Source organism: Lentzea aerocolonigenes, from assembly GCF_000955955.1.
Classification (GTDB): domain Bacteria; phylum Actinomycetota; class Actinomycetes; order Mycobacteriales; family Pseudonocardiaceae; genus Lentzea; species Lentzea aerocolonigenes_A.
In genome coordinates this window covers 1-14,828 of the sequence record NZ_JYJG01000003.1, presented here as the reverse complement: position 1 = coordinate 14,828, position 14,828 = coordinate 1, and the positions used below count along the sequence as shown (strand labels likewise).

General features: G+C 68.9%; 16 protein-coding genes. 11 read left to right on the top strand and 5 right to left on the bottom strand.

Going from position 1 to position 14,828, the window contains the following annotated elements; translation table 11 throughout:
- Positions 1-20: 20 nt before the first annotated feature.
- A complete protein-coding gene (locus tag UK23_RS00515) occupies positions 21-299 on the top strand; it encodes a hypothetical protein (protein ID WP_045309314.1) in 279 nt (92 codons plus the stop codon).
- Here UK23_RS00515 and UK23_RS00510 read toward each other — a convergent pair.
- Complete coding sequence (locus UK23_RS00510; protein ID WP_052684258.1) at positions 229-1,464, bottom strand: APC family permease; 1,236 nt, start codon at positions 1,462-1,464, stop codon at positions 229-231. The genes UK23_RS00515 and UK23_RS00510 overlap by 71 nt on opposite strands.
- 213 nt (positions 1,465-1,677) lie before the next feature.
- Here UK23_RS00510 and UK23_RS00505 point away from each other — a divergent pair, with 213 nt between their 5' ends.
- Both UK23_RS00505 and UK23_RS00500 read left to right on the top strand, forming a co-directional pair.
- Positions 1,678-3,150, top strand: coding sequence for a leucyl aminopeptidase (locus tag UK23_RS00505; RefSeq protein WP_045309313.1), 1,473 nt, complete (start codon positions 1,678-1,680; stop codon positions 3,148-3,150).
- Between the two features lie 270 nt (positions 3,151-3,420).
- Positions 3,421-3,885, top strand: a complete 465-nt coding sequence (locus UK23_RS00500) for an OsmC family protein (RefSeq protein WP_045309312.1) — start codon at positions 3,421-3,423, stop codon at positions 3,883-3,885.
- Here UK23_RS00500 and UK23_RS00495 read toward each other — a convergent pair.
- Complete coding sequence (locus tag UK23_RS00495; RefSeq protein ID WP_045309311.1) at positions 3,882-4,208, bottom strand: oxidoreductase; 327 nt, start codon at positions 4,206-4,208, stop codon at positions 3,882-3,884. The two genes, UK23_RS00500 and UK23_RS00495, sit on opposite strands and share 4 nt — an antisense overlap.
- 179 nt (positions 4,209-4,387) lie before the next feature.
- Here UK23_RS00495 and lpdA point away from each other — a divergent pair, with 179 nt between their 5' ends.
- From lpdA to UK23_RS00465, 6 genes are all read left to right on the top strand, one after another.
- On the top strand, positions 4,388-5,776 hold the full coding sequence (lpdA, locus tag UK23_RS00490; protein WP_231114325.1) for a dihydrolipoyl dehydrogenase: 1,389 nt from the start codon (positions 4,388-4,390) through the stop codon (positions 5,774-5,776).
- Positions 5,777-5,827: 51 nt separating this feature from the next.
- On the top strand, positions 5,828-7,561 hold the full coding sequence (gene sucB, locus UK23_RS00485; protein WP_045309310.1) for a 2-oxoglutarate dehydrogenase, E2 component, dihydrolipoamide succinyltransferase: 1,734 nt from the start codon (positions 5,828-5,830) through the stop codon (positions 7,559-7,561).
- 156 nt (positions 7,562-7,717) lie between these two features.
- Positions 7,718-8,608 (top strand): TIGR01777 family oxidoreductase, encoded by an 891-nt coding sequence (locus UK23_RS00480; protein WP_045309309.1) that lies wholly within the window; start codon positions 7,718-7,720, stop codon positions 8,606-8,608.
- Positions 8,605-9,183 carry a phosphatase PAP2 family protein gene (locus UK23_RS00475; protein WP_045309308.1) on the top strand — a complete coding sequence of 193 codons (579 nt, stop codon included), beginning with the start codon at positions 8,605-8,607 and terminating at the stop codon, positions 9,181-9,183. Before UK23_RS00480 ends, UK23_RS00475 begins: the two co-directional genes overlap by 4 nt.
- Positions 9,140-9,868 (top strand): lipoyl(octanoyl) transferase LipB, encoded by a 729-nt coding sequence (gene lipB / locus UK23_RS00470; RefSeq protein ID WP_045309307.1) that lies wholly within the window; start codon positions 9,140-9,142, stop codon positions 9,866-9,868. The genes UK23_RS00475 and lipB overlap by 44 nt, the downstream gene beginning before the upstream one ends.
- A 43-nt stretch (positions 9,869-9,911) precedes the next feature.
- A complete protein-coding gene (locus UK23_RS00465) occupies positions 9,912-10,412 on the top strand; it encodes a hypothetical protein (RefSeq protein ID WP_156212607.1) in 501 nt (166 codons plus the stop codon).
- Between the two features lie 25 nt (positions 10,413-10,437).
- Here the strand turns inward: UK23_RS00465 and UK23_RS00460 are convergent, their stop codons facing one another.
- Positions 10,438-11,370 (bottom strand): LLM class F420-dependent oxidoreductase, encoded by a 933-nt coding sequence (locus UK23_RS00460; RefSeq protein WP_045309452.1) that lies wholly within the window; start codon positions 11,368-11,370, stop codon positions 10,438-10,440.
- Between the two features lie 81 nt (positions 11,371-11,451).
- Here UK23_RS00460 and UK23_RS00455 point away from each other — a divergent pair, with 81 nt between their 5' ends.
- Positions 11,452-12,534: an epoxide hydrolase family protein gene (locus UK23_RS00455; RefSeq protein WP_045309451.1), complete on the top strand. Its 1,083-nt coding sequence runs from the start codon at positions 11,452-11,454 to the stop codon at positions 12,532-12,534.
- Here the strand turns inward: UK23_RS00455 and UK23_RS00450 are convergent.
- Complete coding sequence (locus UK23_RS00450) at positions 12,529-13,521, bottom strand: CaiB/BaiF CoA transferase family protein (RefSeq protein ID WP_082114323.1); 993 nt, start codon at positions 13,519-13,521, stop codon at positions 12,529-12,531. The two genes, UK23_RS00455 and UK23_RS00450, sit on opposite strands and share 6 nt — an antisense overlap.
- Entirely contained in the window at positions 13,518-13,808 is a 291-nt protein-coding gene (locus tag UK23_RS00445) for an antibiotic biosynthesis monooxygenase family protein (RefSeq protein ID WP_045309305.1), read from the bottom strand. The genes UK23_RS00450 and UK23_RS00445 overlap by 4 nt, the downstream gene beginning before the upstream one ends.
- A gap of 95 nt (positions 13,809-13,903) precedes the next feature.
- Between UK23_RS00445 and UK23_RS00440 the strand changes: the two genes are divergently transcribed.
- On the top strand, positions 13,904-14,698 hold the full coding sequence (locus UK23_RS00440) for a cyclase family protein (protein WP_045309304.1): 795 nt from the start codon (positions 13,904-13,906) through the stop codon (positions 14,696-14,698).
- Positions 14,699-14,828 lie beyond the last annotated feature (130 nt).

Genomic DNA, 14,828 nt, shown 5'->3' with positions numbered 1-14,828 from the left:
GCTCGCTAAAGTCCCCTGCCATGACCGAGGGGGAACGATCTTCAACAGGTGCTGACGTCCGCACCGTCCTGCAGGCTGCGCTGCTCGTCCTGGGCACCGGCGTGACGCTCATCGACGGCTGGATGCTCGGAGGCGTCGCGGGTGTCGTCGTCGCGACGATCTTCGCCGCGCTCTTCCTGCTCGCGTACTACAGCATCAGGAAGAACGGCCCGTCCAACAACGGCCGCGTCATCGGGCTTGCGGTGTGCGTTGGCGTGACGCTGCTCGTTTTCCTCTCAGTGCTGCTGTCGAACCGATGAGCCCGGTACCGGCTCCCAGCCCCGCCAGCGAGATGAGCATGGCCGGGATCGGCATGCTCATCGCGAGCAGCACCGAGAGCCCGAGTCCGAGACAGGCCGTGCGCATCGGCCACGTGCGGTCGTTCTGCAGCAGCACCCGGGCCGACGCGTTCGTGAAGGCGTAGTAGAACAACGTCGCGCACGCCGCCACACCCAGTGCGGTCGCCATCGGCATGAAGACGATGGCGAGAGCGGAACCCACCACCACGGCGAGGGTGAGCGCGCTCGGCTTGAGGCGGGACGGCAGGTCACCGTCCTCGACAAGGCCCGTCAGCGTGCGGTGCGCGGACGAGAGAACGAAGTGCAACGCGGCCACGCCGGCCACCGCCGCTGCGATCTGCACCAACGGCACCAAGGCGGCCGCATCTGCTGCGGTGAGCGCGTCTCGCAGTGGCGCGGGCGACAACGCGAGGCGCGCGCTGCCGAGCTGACGGAGCACACCGGCACCCACGGCCAGATAGACCACGAAGGACAGTCCGATGAGGACTGGAATCGCGAACTTCAGCGCGGACACCGAGTGCGGCCGCTCACCGCGACCAGGCGCGGTGATCCGTTCGAAACCCGCGAACGCCATGAACATCAGGCCCGCGACGCCGACGAGCTCGTTGACCGTGCCCGCCTCCCCCGCCGACGGCACCGGTTCGATCGAGAAGCTCGACGCGATCACCAGTGCCAGCACGCCGAGGACCACCAGCGACGCGAGCGCGCTGACCCCCGTGCCGAACCGGAACCCGGCCGCACCGAGCAGCGCCGTGCCCGCGACGAGGACGAGCGCGCCGATCACCGGCTGGTCCGGCACCACGTACGCGCCGAACATCGACGCCACCGCCGCCGCCATGGCGCACCGCCCGAGGAGGTGGACGCTCGCCGTCATCCGTGCGGGCCACACGCCGAGCTGCGCGCGCACGTATCCGTAACCGCCACCGACGTCGGGGTAGGCACGGGACTGGTCGGCGGTCGAGAAGGCAGAGCACAGCGCGGCGAGCGCGGAGATGGCCAGCGCCGGGAGCACCCACCAGCCCGCAAGGCCTGCGGCTGGGGCGAATCCGGCGAACACCCCCGCACCGAGCACCGCGGGGAGACCGAGCGCGACCGTCGCAACGATCTCGCGGGGCTTGTGGGTCACCGGTACACATTCGCAGATGCGGCATCCGGTCGTAACCACCCGGTCGACTGATGCGCGAAATGGGCGAACCGCCCCCAAAGCACCACTGTGAGCAACTGTCAACGTCACTGATTGCGGCCGAACGTGGCGGGCCTCGGCGTTGGTGGACAGCCGGACCTTTAGCATTGGTCACGATTCCGAGCACCCCTACCACGTACAACCCTGGAGCAGCACGTGACAGCCCCGAAGCTGGCCCTCACCGAAGGTGACCTGAGCACCACCGCCGCGGACGCAGTCGTCGTGGGCACCCTGCAGGGTGCGGACGGTCTGGAGCTCGCGCCCGGTGCCGAAGCTGTCGCCGCCGCGTTCGACGGCGCGCTGCTCGAGGTGCTGGGCACCCTGCGCGCCTCCGGCAAGGCCGACGAACTGGTGAAGGTGCCCACCTTCGGCAAGCTCGCCGCCCCGCTCGTGCTCGCGGTCGGTCTCGGCAAGACCGCCGGCGAGGAGCAGGTGCGCCGCGCGTCCGGTGTCGCCGCCCGCGCGCTGGCCGGCAAGAAGCGCGCCATCAACACCCTGGCCTCGCTGCACGTCGCGGCCGCCGCAGAGGGCACGCTGCTCGGCGCGTACTCGTTCACCGAGTACAAGTCGGACAAGGGCGAGGGCGCGGTCGCGAAGGTCGACCTGCACGCCGCCGGTTCCAAGGAGAACAAGGCCGCGCTGAAGGCCGCCGTCGCGATCGCCGAGTCCGTCGCCATCGCGCGCGACTTCATCAACACCCCGCCGAACGACCTCTACCCGGGCTCGTTCGCGGACCGCGCCGCGAAGCTCGCCACGGCTGCCGGTCTCGACGTCGAGGTGCTCGACGAGAAGGCGCTGAAGAAGCAGGGCTTCGGCGGCATCCTGGGCGTCGGCGGCGGTTCGGCGCGCCAGCCGCGGCTCGTGCGCATCTCGTACAAGGGTGCGAAGGCCACCAAGAAGGTCGCGCTCGTCGGCAAGGGCATCACGTTCGACACCGGCGGCATCTCGATCAAGCCGGCCGCGGGCATGGACGAGATGACCTCGGACATGTCGGGCGCCGCCGCGATCGTCGCCACCATGGTGCTCGCCGCGAAGCTGAAGTACCCGCTGGAGATCATCGCGTCGATCCCGATGGCGGAGAACATGCCGTCCGGCGACGCCTACCGCCCCGGCGACGTGCTGACCATGTACGGCGGCAAGACCGTCGAGGTGCTCAACACCGACGCCGAGGGCCGCCTGATCCTGTCCGACGCCATCGTGCGCGCGTGCGAGGACGGCCCGGACTACCTGATCGAGACCGCGACCCTGACCGGCGCGCAGGTCGTCGCCCTGGGCAAGCGCACCTCGGGCGTCATGGGCTCCGAGGAGTTCCGCGACCGCGTGGCGGCCATCGGCACCGCGGTCGGCGAGTCGGCGTGGCCGATGCCGCTGCCCGAGGAGCTCCGCGCGGACCTCGACTCCCGTCTGGCCGACCTTGCGAACGTCACCGGCCACCGCTGGGGCGGCATGCTCGCGGCGGGCCTGTTCCTGCGCGAGTTCGTGGCCGAGGGCGTGCAGTGGGCGCACATCGACATCGCGGGCCCGGCGTTCCACACCGGTGGCCCGTACGGGTACACCTCGAAGGGCGGCACCGGCGTTCCGGTCCGCACCATCGCGGCGGTGCTGGCGGACATCGCGGCCAACGGCTGATCTCGCTTTTTCGTCACGGGCGGAGCTCCTTTCGGGGCTCCGCCCGTCGCATTTCCGGCGCACATTTCCACGCCATTGTTCGGGCCGCGCCGACCTCGCCGTTGCAACGACTCGTTTGCGGACGAAGTCCAAAGAGTCATTGCTAAGGTGCAGGTCAAGTGCGGTCGACCGAACTGATATATCGGTTTGACGCTGTCGGGTGGCGGCTGAACGGAGACGCGTGTCTCACAGGGCTAGGTGCGGAGGCCCCGGTGAGAGGAGTATTTCCACATGGGGACGCATCGGTACGAAGTGGACGTCGTCTGGACCGGCAACACCGGGAGCGGGACTTCCGGGTACAAGGACTACGAGCGTGCGCACGAGGTCCGAGCCGAGGGCAAGGAGCTGATCCTCGGGTCGTCGGATCCGTCGTTCCGGGGTGACCGGAGCAGGTACAACCCCGAGGAGCTGCTCCTCGCGTCGCTCTCGCAGTGCCACATGCTGTGGTACCTGCATCTCGCGTCGGTCAACGGCGTGGTCGTCACCGGGTACCGCGATCACGCGGCAGGGACGATGGCGGAGCACCCGGACGGGTCCGGGCGGTTCACCGAGGTGGTGCTCAACCCCGTGGTGACGGTGGCCGATCCGGCGACCCGGGAGACCGCGCAGGCGTTGCACGAGAAGGCGCACTCGATGTGTTTCATCGCGGCGAGCGTCAATTTCCCGGTGCGCCACGAACCGGTGGTCAACGCTTAGAGATCGCCTGAAGCCTTTTTGCGCGCGGTGTAGTCGCGCATGCGCTTCGGGTAGCCGACGATGCCGGCGTCGTAGATCGGCATGCCCTGTTTGCGGGCGAACGCTCTGGCCGCGTCCGGGGAGGCGACACGGCGGCGAGTCCACTCGCCGTCGTGAGCGACCAGGACCACAGTGGTTTCGGTCACCGTGGTCTTCGGCTCCACGTAGGCCTCCACGCCGTGGCGGCTCTTCGTCCACTGCTCGAGGTGGCTCGTGTCCTGGTTGGACGCCGTTCGCAGCACACCTGGACGCGACTTCCTGCGAAAACGATCGAACAGCCCCATCGAGCACCTCCCGCGCTTCCCTCCACCATGGTGCCAGGTGAGGGTGTTATGAGTAGGTGAATGATCAGAACAGGGCGTGGTGTCCTATGCCGGATCACCATGCTCTGGCAACTAGTGACAAGATGGCCGCGTACCTCGCGCGCACCCGCGCGTAGTAAGTAATCCCGAGGAGATCCGAAGTGACTTCGCCGGAACTGGAGTCGGCCACCAACGCCGATCTCGTCATCCTCGGCGGTGGATCGGGTGGCTACGCCTGCGCGTTCCGCGCGGCCGAGCTCGGCCTGTCCGTCGTCCTGGTCGAGAAGGACAAGCTGGGTGGCACCTGCCTGCACCGCGGTTGCATCCCGACCAAGGCGCTGCTGCACGCGGCCGAGGTCGCGGACAACGCCCGCGAAGGCGACCAGTTCGGTGTGAAGAGCTCGCTCGAGGGCATCGACATCGCCGGCGTCAACTCGTACAAGGACGGCGTGATCTCGCGGCTCTACAAGGGCCTGCAGGGTCTCGCGAAGGCCAACAAGGTCACCCTCGTCGAGGGCGCGGGCACGTTCGTCGGCCCGAACACGGTCGTCGTGAACGGCCAGCGCTACGTCGGCAAGAACGTGGTCCTCGCCACCGGCTCGTACGCGCGGAGCCTCCCCGGTCTGGAGATCGGCGGCCGCGTGATCACCAGCGACCAGGCGCTCAACCTCGACTACCTGCCCGAGAAGGTCGTCGTCCTCGGCGGCGGCGTCATCGGCGTGGAGTTCGCGAGCGTGTGGCGGTCGTTCGGCGCGGACGTGACCATCGTCGAGGCCCTGCCCCGTCTGGTGCCGGCCGAGGACGAGTACGCGTCCAAGCAGCTCGAGCGCGCGTTCCGCAAGCGCGGCATCAAGTTCAAGACCGGGGTGAAGTTCACCGGCGCCACCCAGACCGACTCGGGCGTGTCCGTCACGCTGGAGAACGGCGACGTCCTCGACGCCGACCTGCTGCTCGTCGCGGTCGGCCGCGGCCCGAACAGCGCGGGCCACGGCTACGAGGAGGCCGGCATCACGATCGACCGCGGGTTCGTCATCACCGACGAGCGCCTGCGCACGAACCTGCCGAACGTGTACGCCGTCGGCGACATCGTGCCTGGCCTGCAGCTCGCGCACCGCGGTTTCCAGCAGGGCATCTTCGTGGCCGAGGAGATCGCCGGCCAGAACCCGAAGGTGATCGACGAGGCGGGCATCCCGCGCGTCACCTACTGCAAGCCCGAGGTCGCCTCCGTCGGTCTTTCCGAGGCCGCCGCGAAGGAGAAGTACGGTTCCGCGGAGGTTTTCATCTACGACCTCGCGGGCAACGGCAAGAGCCAGATCCTCAAGACCGCCGGTGGCGTGAAGCTGGTCAAGGCGCCCGACGGCCCCGTCGTCGGCGTGACCATGGTCGGCGAACGCGTCGGCGAGCTCATCGGTGAGGCCCAGCTGATCTACAGCTGGGAGGCTTACCCGGAGGACGTGGCTCCGCTGATCCACGCCCACCCGACCCAGACTGAAGCCCTCGGCGAGGCCTTCCTCGCCCTGGCCGGCAAGCCGCTGCACGTGCACGGCTGACCGATCCCCATACAAAGTCAGCCACACGAGAGCACGAGGAGTCAGCGAACAATGGCCTTCTCCGTCCAGATGCCCGCACTCGGTGAGAGCGTCACCGAGGGCACGGTCACCCGGTGGTTGAAGCAGGAAGGCGACCGGGTGGAGGTGGACGAGCCGTTGCTCGAGGTGTCCACCGACAAGGTCGACACCGAGATCCCGTCCCCGGCGGCCGGTGTCCTGCAGAAGATCGTCGCGCAGGAGGACGACACCGTCGAGGTCGGTGGCGAGCTCGCCGTCATCGGCGACGGTGACGCCGCTCCCGCCGCGCCCGCGCCCGCCCCGGCTCAGGAAGCTCCCCAGCAGACGACGCCTTCCGCGCCGCCCGCCGAGGAAGCCGCTCCGGAGCCCGCCCCGGTTCAGGCCGCGCCGTCCGGTGGTGCCTCGGGCACCGACGTCACGATGCCCGCGCTCGGCGAGTCCGTCACCGAGGGCACCGTCACCCGCTGGCTGAAGCAGGTCGGCGACAGCGTCGAGGTCGACGAGCCGCTGCTCGAGGTCTCGACCGACAAGGTCGACACCGAGATCCCCTCGCCGGTCGCGGGCACGCTGCTCGAGATCAGCGCGGGTGAGGACGAGACCGTCGAGGTCGGCGGCAAGCTCGCCGTCATCGGTTCGGGCAGCCCGGCTCCGGCCGCCGCTCCCGCCCCGGAGACCAAGCCCGCCCCGCAGCAGGCCGCCCCGGCGCCGGCACCTCAGGCTGCCCCGGCACCTCAGGCTGCCCCGGCCCCGCAGGCTGCTCCGGCTCCCGCCGCTCCGGCCCCGCAGGCCGCGCCCGCCGCACCGTCCTCTTCGGACGACGCCAACGGCACGCCGTACGTCACTCCGCTCGTGCGCAAGCTCGCGTCGGAGAACGGCATCGACCTGGGCTCGCTGAAGGGCACCGGTGTCGGTGGCCGCATCCGCAAGCAGGACGTGCTCGCCGCCGTCGAGGCCAAGAAGGCCCCGGCTCCGGCTCCCGCCGCTGCTGCTCCCGCGGCTCCCGCCGCTCGCACCGCCGCCCCGGCCGCGGTCGACAACTCGGGCAAGCGCGGCACCGTGCAGAAGCTCCCGCGGCTGCGCCAGATCGTCGCGCAGCGCACGCGTGAGTCGCTGCAGCAGTCGGCGCAGCTCACCCAGGTGTTCGAGGTCGACGTGACCAAGATCGCCCGGCTGCGCAACCAGGCGAAGAAGGCGTTCGAGGCTCGTGAGGGCGCGAAGCTCACGTTCCTGCCGTTCTTCGCCAAGGCCGCCATCGAGGCCCTCAAGGCCCACCCGGTGCTCAACGCGTCGATCGACGAGGAGCGCAAGGAGGTCACCTACCACGGTGCCGAGCACCTCGGTCTGGCGATCGACACGGAGCGCGGCCTGCTCAACGCCGTGATCCACAACGCCGGTGACCTGAACCTGTCGGGCATCGCCCACAAGATCGGCGACCTGGCGGCGCGCGCCCGTTCGAACAAGCTCACGCCGGACGAGCTCGCCGGTGGCACGTTCTCGCTGACCAACCTCGGCAGCAACGGCGCGCTCTTCGACACCCCGATCATCCAGCAGCCGCAGGTCGGCATCCTGGGCGTCGGCGTCGTCAAGAAGCGTCCGGTCGTCATGACCGACGAGGACGGCAACGACACCATCGCGATCCGCTCGATGATGTACCTCGCGCTCACCTACGACCACCGCCTGGTCGACGGTGCCGACGCGGGCCGCTTCCTCACGACGGTCAAGAACCGTCTCGAGGAGGGCGCGTTCGAGGCCGATCTCGGTCTCTGACGCCGTTGAGCAGGACTGATATCCGATATATTGGATATCAGTAGAAGTGTGACCTGAAGGCCACCCCGGTTTGCCGGGGTGGCCTTCGGCACATCCTGTGTCCGGTATGCGATGTATTGCTGTGCAGGCGATGGTTGAGTGGGGAACGATCTACCTATGCGGGTTGTGATCGCGGGATCGTCGGGACTGATCGGGACGAGCCTGGTGGCGTCGATGCGCGCCGCCGGTCACGAGGTGCTGCGGCTGGTGCGCCGCAAAGCCGCCGCTCCGGACGAACGCGGCTGGGACCCGTACGCCGGGCGCATCGACGACGGGACGTTCGACGGGGTCGACGCCGTCATCAACCTCTGCGGCGCGGGCATCGGCGACAAGCGCTGGGACGACGCGCGCAAGCAGGTGCTACACGACAGCCGCATCGTGCCGGCCGAGGTGCTGTCGGCCGCGGTCGTCGAGCACGGCGTGCCTGCGCTGGTGAACTCCTCAGGCGCCCACTTCTACGGCGACACCGGCTCGCGGCTCGCGGACGAGGACGCTCCCGGCGGGCACACGTTCATGTCGCGGCTGACCCAGGACTGGGAAGCGGCGACGTCCGTGGCGCAGAAAGCGGGCGTTCGTGTCGTGCTGATGCGCACCGCAGTCGTCATCTCGCCGTCCGGCGGTGTGTTCGGCCGGCTGAAGCCGGTGTTCCAGTTCTTCCTGGGCGGCAAGCTCGGGACCGGCGAGCAGTTCTTCCCGTGGGTGTCGCTTGACGACGTCGTCTCCGCGTACCGGTTCGTCGTCGAGCACGACGATATAAATGGGCCCGTGAACGTCGCCGGCCCGACGCCGGTGACGAACGCCGAGTTCACCAAGGCGGTCGGGTCGGCGCTGAACCGGCCGACGCCGTGGGTGGTGCCGGCGTTCGCGCTGAAGACGTTGCTCGGCGGCGAGATGGCCGAGGAGCTGCTGCTCAGCGGTCCGGGCCTCACGCCGAAGGTGCTGGAGCAGAAGGGCTTCCACTTCATGCATCCCGCGCTGCCGGCGGCGTTGAACGCGGCGGTCGCATGACCCGTGTCGTCGCGGCCGTGCTGGTGATCTCGTGGATCCTGCTGGGAATGCCCGAGGTCACCGGGCTCGACGTCTGGGTCAACGACGTGCTCCCCCGCCCCGAGTGGCTGCGGACGGCCGCGTTCGCGACCGGACTCGTGCTGGGACCGACGATCGGGTGGGGGTTCGCCGCCGTGCTGGTCGTGCTGGCGTGGCGACGGCGTGATCCGCGGCTGTGGAAGGCGCTCGCACTGCACTCGATCTGCTGCGCGACGCTGCTGACGCGGTGGCTGTTCGACCGGGCTCGGCCGCTGGAGTACCACCTGCCGAGCTACCCGAGCGGGCACACGGTGGCGGTGGCATCCGTGGCGTTCACCATGGTCGTGCTGACGAAACGCGGCGTGCTGTGGGGTGTGCTCGCGGTGCTGGTCGCGGGCTTCGCTCGGGTCGTACTGGAGATGCACTGGCTGACGGACGTCATCGGCGCAGTACTGGGTGTGACGGGTGTGGGACTCGTGGCAGCACTCGCGCTGGGGTTGGTAACGTCGGGTCGTGAACTCGTGCCGCACCTCGTCAGACCCCGTCGTCGTCCGTGAGCTGGGCCTCATCGACTACATGGCGGCGTGGGACCTGCAGAAGGAGATCGCGGAACAGCGCGCCGACGGCAGCACGCCGGACACGATGCTCCTGCTCGAACACCCCCCGGTCTACACGTGCGGCCGCCGCACCCTCGACGAGGAACGCCCGGTCGGTGGCAGCACCCCGGTCATCGACGTCGACCGCGGGGGCAAGATCACCTGGCACGGCCCCGGCCAGCTGGTCGGCTACCCGATCGTCAAGCTGGCCGACCCGATCGACGTCGTCGAGTACGTGCGGCGCATCGAGCAGGGCCTGATCGACGTGTGCGACCGCCTCGGCGTGCACACCGGCCGGGTCGAGGGCCGCAGCGGCGTGTGGATCCCCGCCGACGACCGCGGTCCCGAGCGCAAGGTCGCCGCGATCGGCATCCGGGTGCAGCGCGGCGTGACCATGCACGGCTTCGAGATCAACTGCAACGCGAGCCTCGAGGCGTTCGGCGACATCATCCCGTGCGGCATCAAGGACGCGGGCGTCGCATCGCTGTCCCACGAGCTGGGCCGGGACGTCACGGTGGCCGAGGTGCTGCCGCTGGCTCGTGACTCTGTGCTCGCGGCCCTTGACGGAACGCTCCCCCTGACGGACCGCACTTTGACCCGCACTGGCCCCGTCGCGCCCGGGATCACCTTCGCTAGCATTCCGTAGCCCCGCGGCGGGGAACTCGCGGGCTTTCGGAGGAGGGTGCGTCGTGAGGCTTTCTCGACGCCAGTTGTTCACGGCTGCCGGTGTCACGGTGCTGATGTCCGGAACCGTCAGTTCGGCGACCGGCGCGGCGGCGGTGGCCGCACCGGTCCGCACGTGGGACGGTCAGATCCAGGTCAGCGACTGGGAGCGGTACTACCTCGGGCTCGACGGCGGGGCGCATCAGAAGGCTCTCCGCGCGTTGAACCTCACGCACGGCAACGGGGTGCACGCGGACGACCAGTACGCGATGGTGCCGGTCGCGTCCGTGCGACGGGCAGCGCTGGAGTTCGGCGACCACGCGGCCGCCGATGTGTTGCGCGACCGCTTCGGCCTCGACTCGCCGTCGATGCTCGGGCGCGGGCTCAAGCTCGTGCTCGGCGAGGACGGACTCGAAGGCCGCTACCTCGACGATCCCGGGTTGCAGCTGCGATATATCGGATATCGGCGGCCATACGCGCGGTATGCGATGCCCATGCCGGACGCCGTACGCCGCGCGCTGGCCTGATATCCAATAGCCGATATCCGATATATCAGCCGAGTTGGGGCGCGACGTCCTCGGCGATCTCGGTGAGGTGGTCGAGGTCGGCCAGGTCCAGCATCTGCAGGTACACGCGCTGGACACCGGTCGCCTCGCGCCAGGTCCCGATGCGCTCGACGACCTCGGCCGGCGTGCCGCAGATGCCGTTCTGCTTGAGCTCGGACACCTCACGGCCGATCGCGGCGGCACGGCGGGCGACGTCGGCGTCGGTGCGGCCGACGCAGGCGACCAGCGCGACCGAGCGGATGATCTCGCCGGGGTCGCGGTCGATCTCGGCACACGCGGCGTCGACGCGCGCGTACTGCTCGACGGCGGCACCGATGCCGACGAACGGCAGGTTGAACTCGGTGGCGAAGGACGCGGCCAGAGCAGGCGTCCGCTTCGCACCCATGCCACCGATCAGCACCGGGATGCGCTCCTGCGCTGGCTTCGGCAGCGCCGGCGAGTCCGTCAGCGTGTAGTGCTTGCCCTCGAACGAGAAGGTGCCGCCGAGAGGCGTCTCCCAGAGACCGGTGATGACGGCGAGCTGCTCCTCGTAGCGCTCGAAGCGGACGCTGAGCGGCGGGAACTCGATGCCGTACGCGGTGTGCTCGGCCTCGTACCAGCCCGCGCCGATGCCGAACTCCACGCGGCCGCCGGACATCTGGTCGACCTGGGCGACGCTGATGGCGAGCGGCCCGGGGTAGCGGAACGTCGCGGCCGTCATGAGCGTGCCCAGGCGGATCGTCGACGTGTCGCGGGCCAGGCCGGCGAACGTGATCCACGGGTCCGTCGGGCCGGGCAGGCCGTCGGCCGACCCCATCTTGAGGTAGTGGTCGGAGCGGAAGAAGGCGCCGTACCCGGCGTCCTCGGCCGTCCGGGCCACCCGGAGCAGGTCGTCATAGCTCGCCCCCTGCTGGGGCTCGGTGAAGATGCGCAGTTCCACGAACAACAACTTAGTCGTGCGAACGAAATGGGACGCGAACTGGGACCGGACCTGTCCTACTTCACGAATAGCGTCACGGGCATGACGATCACGCCGTTCCAGCTCCACGTCCCGCAGACCGACCTCGACGACCTGCACGCCCGGCTCGACCAGACGCGTTGGCCGAAGCAGCTCCCCGGCGACGGCTGGAGCCGCGGCGTCCCGGTCGGCTACTTGAAGGACCTCGCGCACCACTGGCGCAACGGCTTCGACTGGCGTGCTCAGGAACAGCGGCTCAACGAGTTCCCGCAGTACACAACGGAGATCGACGGGCTGCGCGTGCACTTCCTGCACGTGCGGTCGAAGAACCCGGACGCCCTCCCGCTGATCCTCACGCACGGCTGGCCCAACTCGATCGTCGAGTTCACCGGCACCATCGGGCTGCTGACCGAGCACTTCCACGTGGTGGTGCCGTCCGTGCCCGGCTTCGGTTTCTCCGACGCGCCAACGGAAATCGGGTTCAGCACCGCGAAAACAGGGCGCATGTGGGCCGGGCTGATGCACCGGCTCGGCTACGAACGCTATGGCGCGCAAGGAGGAGACCTCGGCGCGTACATCTCCCAGGAGGTCGCGAAGGCCGATCCGGACGGGGTGGTCGGCGTGCACATCGACGGCGGACTCGGCTTTCCGGACGAGACCGCGGAACTGAGCGAGGACGAGCGAGCCGTGTTCGCGCAGATCGAGCAGTGGTCCAAGTACGCAGTCGACCACCACTCGCTGCTGCGCGTCGCGCCGCAGTCGTTCTCCTACGGCTGGACCGACTCACCGGCAGGGCTGCTGGGCTGGCTGATGCAGAAGTTCCAGGAGTTCACGCCCACGACCGCGCTGCCGGAGCTGGCGATCGACCGCGACCAGCTGCTCACCAACGCGAGCATCTACTGGTTCACCGCCACCGCCGCGAGCTCGTCGTGGTTCATGTACGACAACACGAGGTTCGCCTGGCCGACCGGACAGCAGCACGCGCCGACCGGTGTCTACCACGGGGCGCCGGGGATTCGCCGGCTCGCGGAGCAGACGAACGACATCGTCCGATGGGGTGCGGGCAACCCCGGCGGCCACTTCGTCGCGATGGAGGAACCCCGGGCGCACGCCGAGGACATCATGGAGTTCTTCGGCAAGCTATAGAAAACGCGGCGCAGGGGCGGCGGCACCATCCGCGGTGAACACCCCACGTGCCACCAGATGCGGGTGCGTGGCCGCCTCCTCCAACGTCAGCACCGGGGTCACGCAGGCGTCGGACGAGGCGAACACGGAAGCCCACTCGTCCCGCGTCCGGGTCAGGAACGCCTCAGCCAACGTCTTGCGCAGCAACGGCCATCCGTCACGGTCCAGTTGCGACGGAAGGTCGTCCGGACACAACCCCAGGCCGGACAACAACAACGCGTAGAACTGCGGCTCCAGCGAACCGACCGCGACCGAACGGCCGTCCGCGCACTCGTAGATCGAGTAGAACGGGCACCCGCCGTCCAGCAGGTTCGAGTCGGGCGCGTCCTCCCACACCGACTGCGACTTCATCGACCAGATCATCTGCGCCAGCGACGCCACACCGTCGACGATCGCCGCGTCCACGACCTGGCCACGCCCGGTGCGCTGCCGTTCCCACAACGCCGCCAGCACACCCAGCACCAAGTAGAGAGACCCGCCACCGAAGTCACCGACGAGGTTCAGCGGCGGCTTGCCGATCGCGTGCAGCACACCGGTCAGCGACAGGTAGTTGATGTCGTGCCCGGCCCGATCCGCGAGCGGTCCGGTCTGCCCCCACCCGGTCATCCGCGCGTAGACCAGGCCCGGATTCACCGCCAGGCAGTCGGAAGGCCCCAGCCCCAACCGTTCCAGCACGCCGGGACGGAAGCCCTCGATCACCACGTCCGCCGACGAGATCAACGACAGCACCGAGGCACGGCCGTCGGGAGATTTCAGGTCCGCGGCCACCGAACGCCTGCCGCGCAACAGGAAGTCGCGGGAGGCGTCCGGCACCACGGACAGGCCGCCGGACGGACGTTCGACGCGCACGACCTCCGCGCCGAGGTCCGCGAGCAGCATCGCCCCGTGCGGACCGGGCCCGATGCCGCCGAACTCGACGACCTTCAACCCCGCCAGAGGGCCCATCAGGCTTCGAACGACAGGCGCGGCGTGAAGAGCGCGCCGACGGACTCGGCGAGACCGCGCATCGCCTTGGCGTGGTTGCCGAAGTCCGGGTGCGCCAAGGCGGCGCGCAGGGCGTCGGCGCTCTCCCACAACGCGATGTTGATGTACGAGGCCGGGTCGTCCAGCTGGCGCGACAGGGTGTACTTGATCAGGCCGGGCTGCTCGCGCAGGAACGCCGCCGTCTCGTCGAAGGCCTTCTCGAACTCCTCGGCGTCACCGGTGAGCGTGAAGCGGTTGACGAACGTGATCATGAGATGGCTCCCCTGAATCGGACTTCCGCGACTGGGGAAAACCATGCACACCGCGTCTTGAGACGTGCTCAAGGAACGCCCGCCAAGCTCTGCACATGCGCATCATCGATCTGTCTTCCCACATTGACGCATCCGCGTACGAAGCGGACCCGGTGACGCACGAGGTGCTCACGGCCGCCCAGGGTGCCGACCACATGGCCGAGACGCTGAAGGCGAGGCTCGGCATCGAGTTCGACGTGTCCGTGCTGCGGGACTCGGAGTTCCTGACGCTGGACCGGATCAGCCTCACCTCCCACACCGGCACGCACGTCGACGCGCCGTCCCACTACGGCTCGAAGACCACGTACGGCAACGGAATCCCGCGCCACATCGACGAGATGCCGCTGGAGTGGTTCCACAACCCCGGCGTGAAACTCGACGTCCGCGGCCACGGCACCGGCGCCATCGGCCCGGACGTCCTGGAGAAGGAGTTCGCCCGCATCGGGTACACCCCGAAGCCGATGGACATCGTCATCCTCGACACCGGCGCCGCCGAGCACGCGGGCACCCAGACCTACTTCACCGACTACACCGGGCTCGACGGTCCTGCCACGAACATGTTGCTGGACCTGGGAGTCAAGGTGATCGCCACGGACGCGTTCAGCCTCGACGCGCCGTTCCCGGACATCGTCAAGCGCTACCTGGCGACCAAGGACGAGAGCGTGCTGTGGCCGGCGCACTTCGCCGGCCGCGACCGCGAGTACTGCCAGATCGAACGCCTCAGCAACCTGGAGGCGTTGCCGGACTTCGGTTTCACCGTCGTCGCGTTCCCGGTGAAGATCAAGGGCGCCGGTGCGGGATGGACCAGGGCGGTCGCTCTTCTCGACGAGCAGCTCTCAAGTGAGAGCTGAATCACCATCCTTACCGTAAAAGGTATGGAGAACAACGAAATGTCACCACCCGAGAACGAAGACCACATCGTCCGCGGCACCGACTAGGGCCTGTATCGACGTCCGGGGTCGATGAGAGTCGCGCCTGAGG

Excerpts from the sequence above, each read along its gene's own strand:
- UK23_RS00495 (WP_045309311.1), bottom strand. The coding sequence starts at position 4,208 with ATGGGGCTGTTCGATCGTTTTCGCAGGAAGTCGCGTCCAGGTGTGCTG.
- UK23_RS00515 (WP_045309314.1), top strand. The coding sequence starts at position 21 with ATGACCGAGGGGGAACGATCTTCAACAGGTGCTGACGTCCGCACCGTC.
- UK23_RS00440 (WP_045309304.1), top strand. The coding sequence starts at position 13,904 with ATGCGCATCATCGATCTGTCTTCCCACATTGACGCATCCGCGTACGAA.
- UK23_RS00475 (WP_045309308.1), top strand. The coding sequence starts at position 8,605 with ATGACCCGTGTCGTCGCGGCCGTGCTGGTGATCTCGTGGATCCTGCTG.
- UK23_RS00480 (WP_045309309.1), top strand. The coding sequence starts at position 7,718 with ATGCGGGTTGTGATCGCGGGATCGTCGGGACTGATCGGGACGAGCCTG.
- sucB (WP_045309310.1), top strand. The coding sequence starts at position 5,828 with ATGGCCTTCTCCGTCCAGATGCCCGCACTCGGTGAGAGCGTCACCGAG.
- UK23_RS00445 (WP_045309305.1), bottom strand. The coding sequence starts at position 13,808 with ATGATCACGTTCGTCAACCGCTTCACGCTCACCGGTGACGCCGAGGAG.
- UK23_RS00500 (WP_045309312.1), top strand. The coding sequence starts at position 3,421 with ATGGGGACGCATCGGTACGAAGTGGACGTCGTCTGGACCGGCAACACC.
- UK23_RS00455 (WP_045309451.1), top strand. The coding sequence starts at position 11,452 with ATGACGATCACGCCGTTCCAGCTCCACGTCCCGCAGACCGACCTCGAC.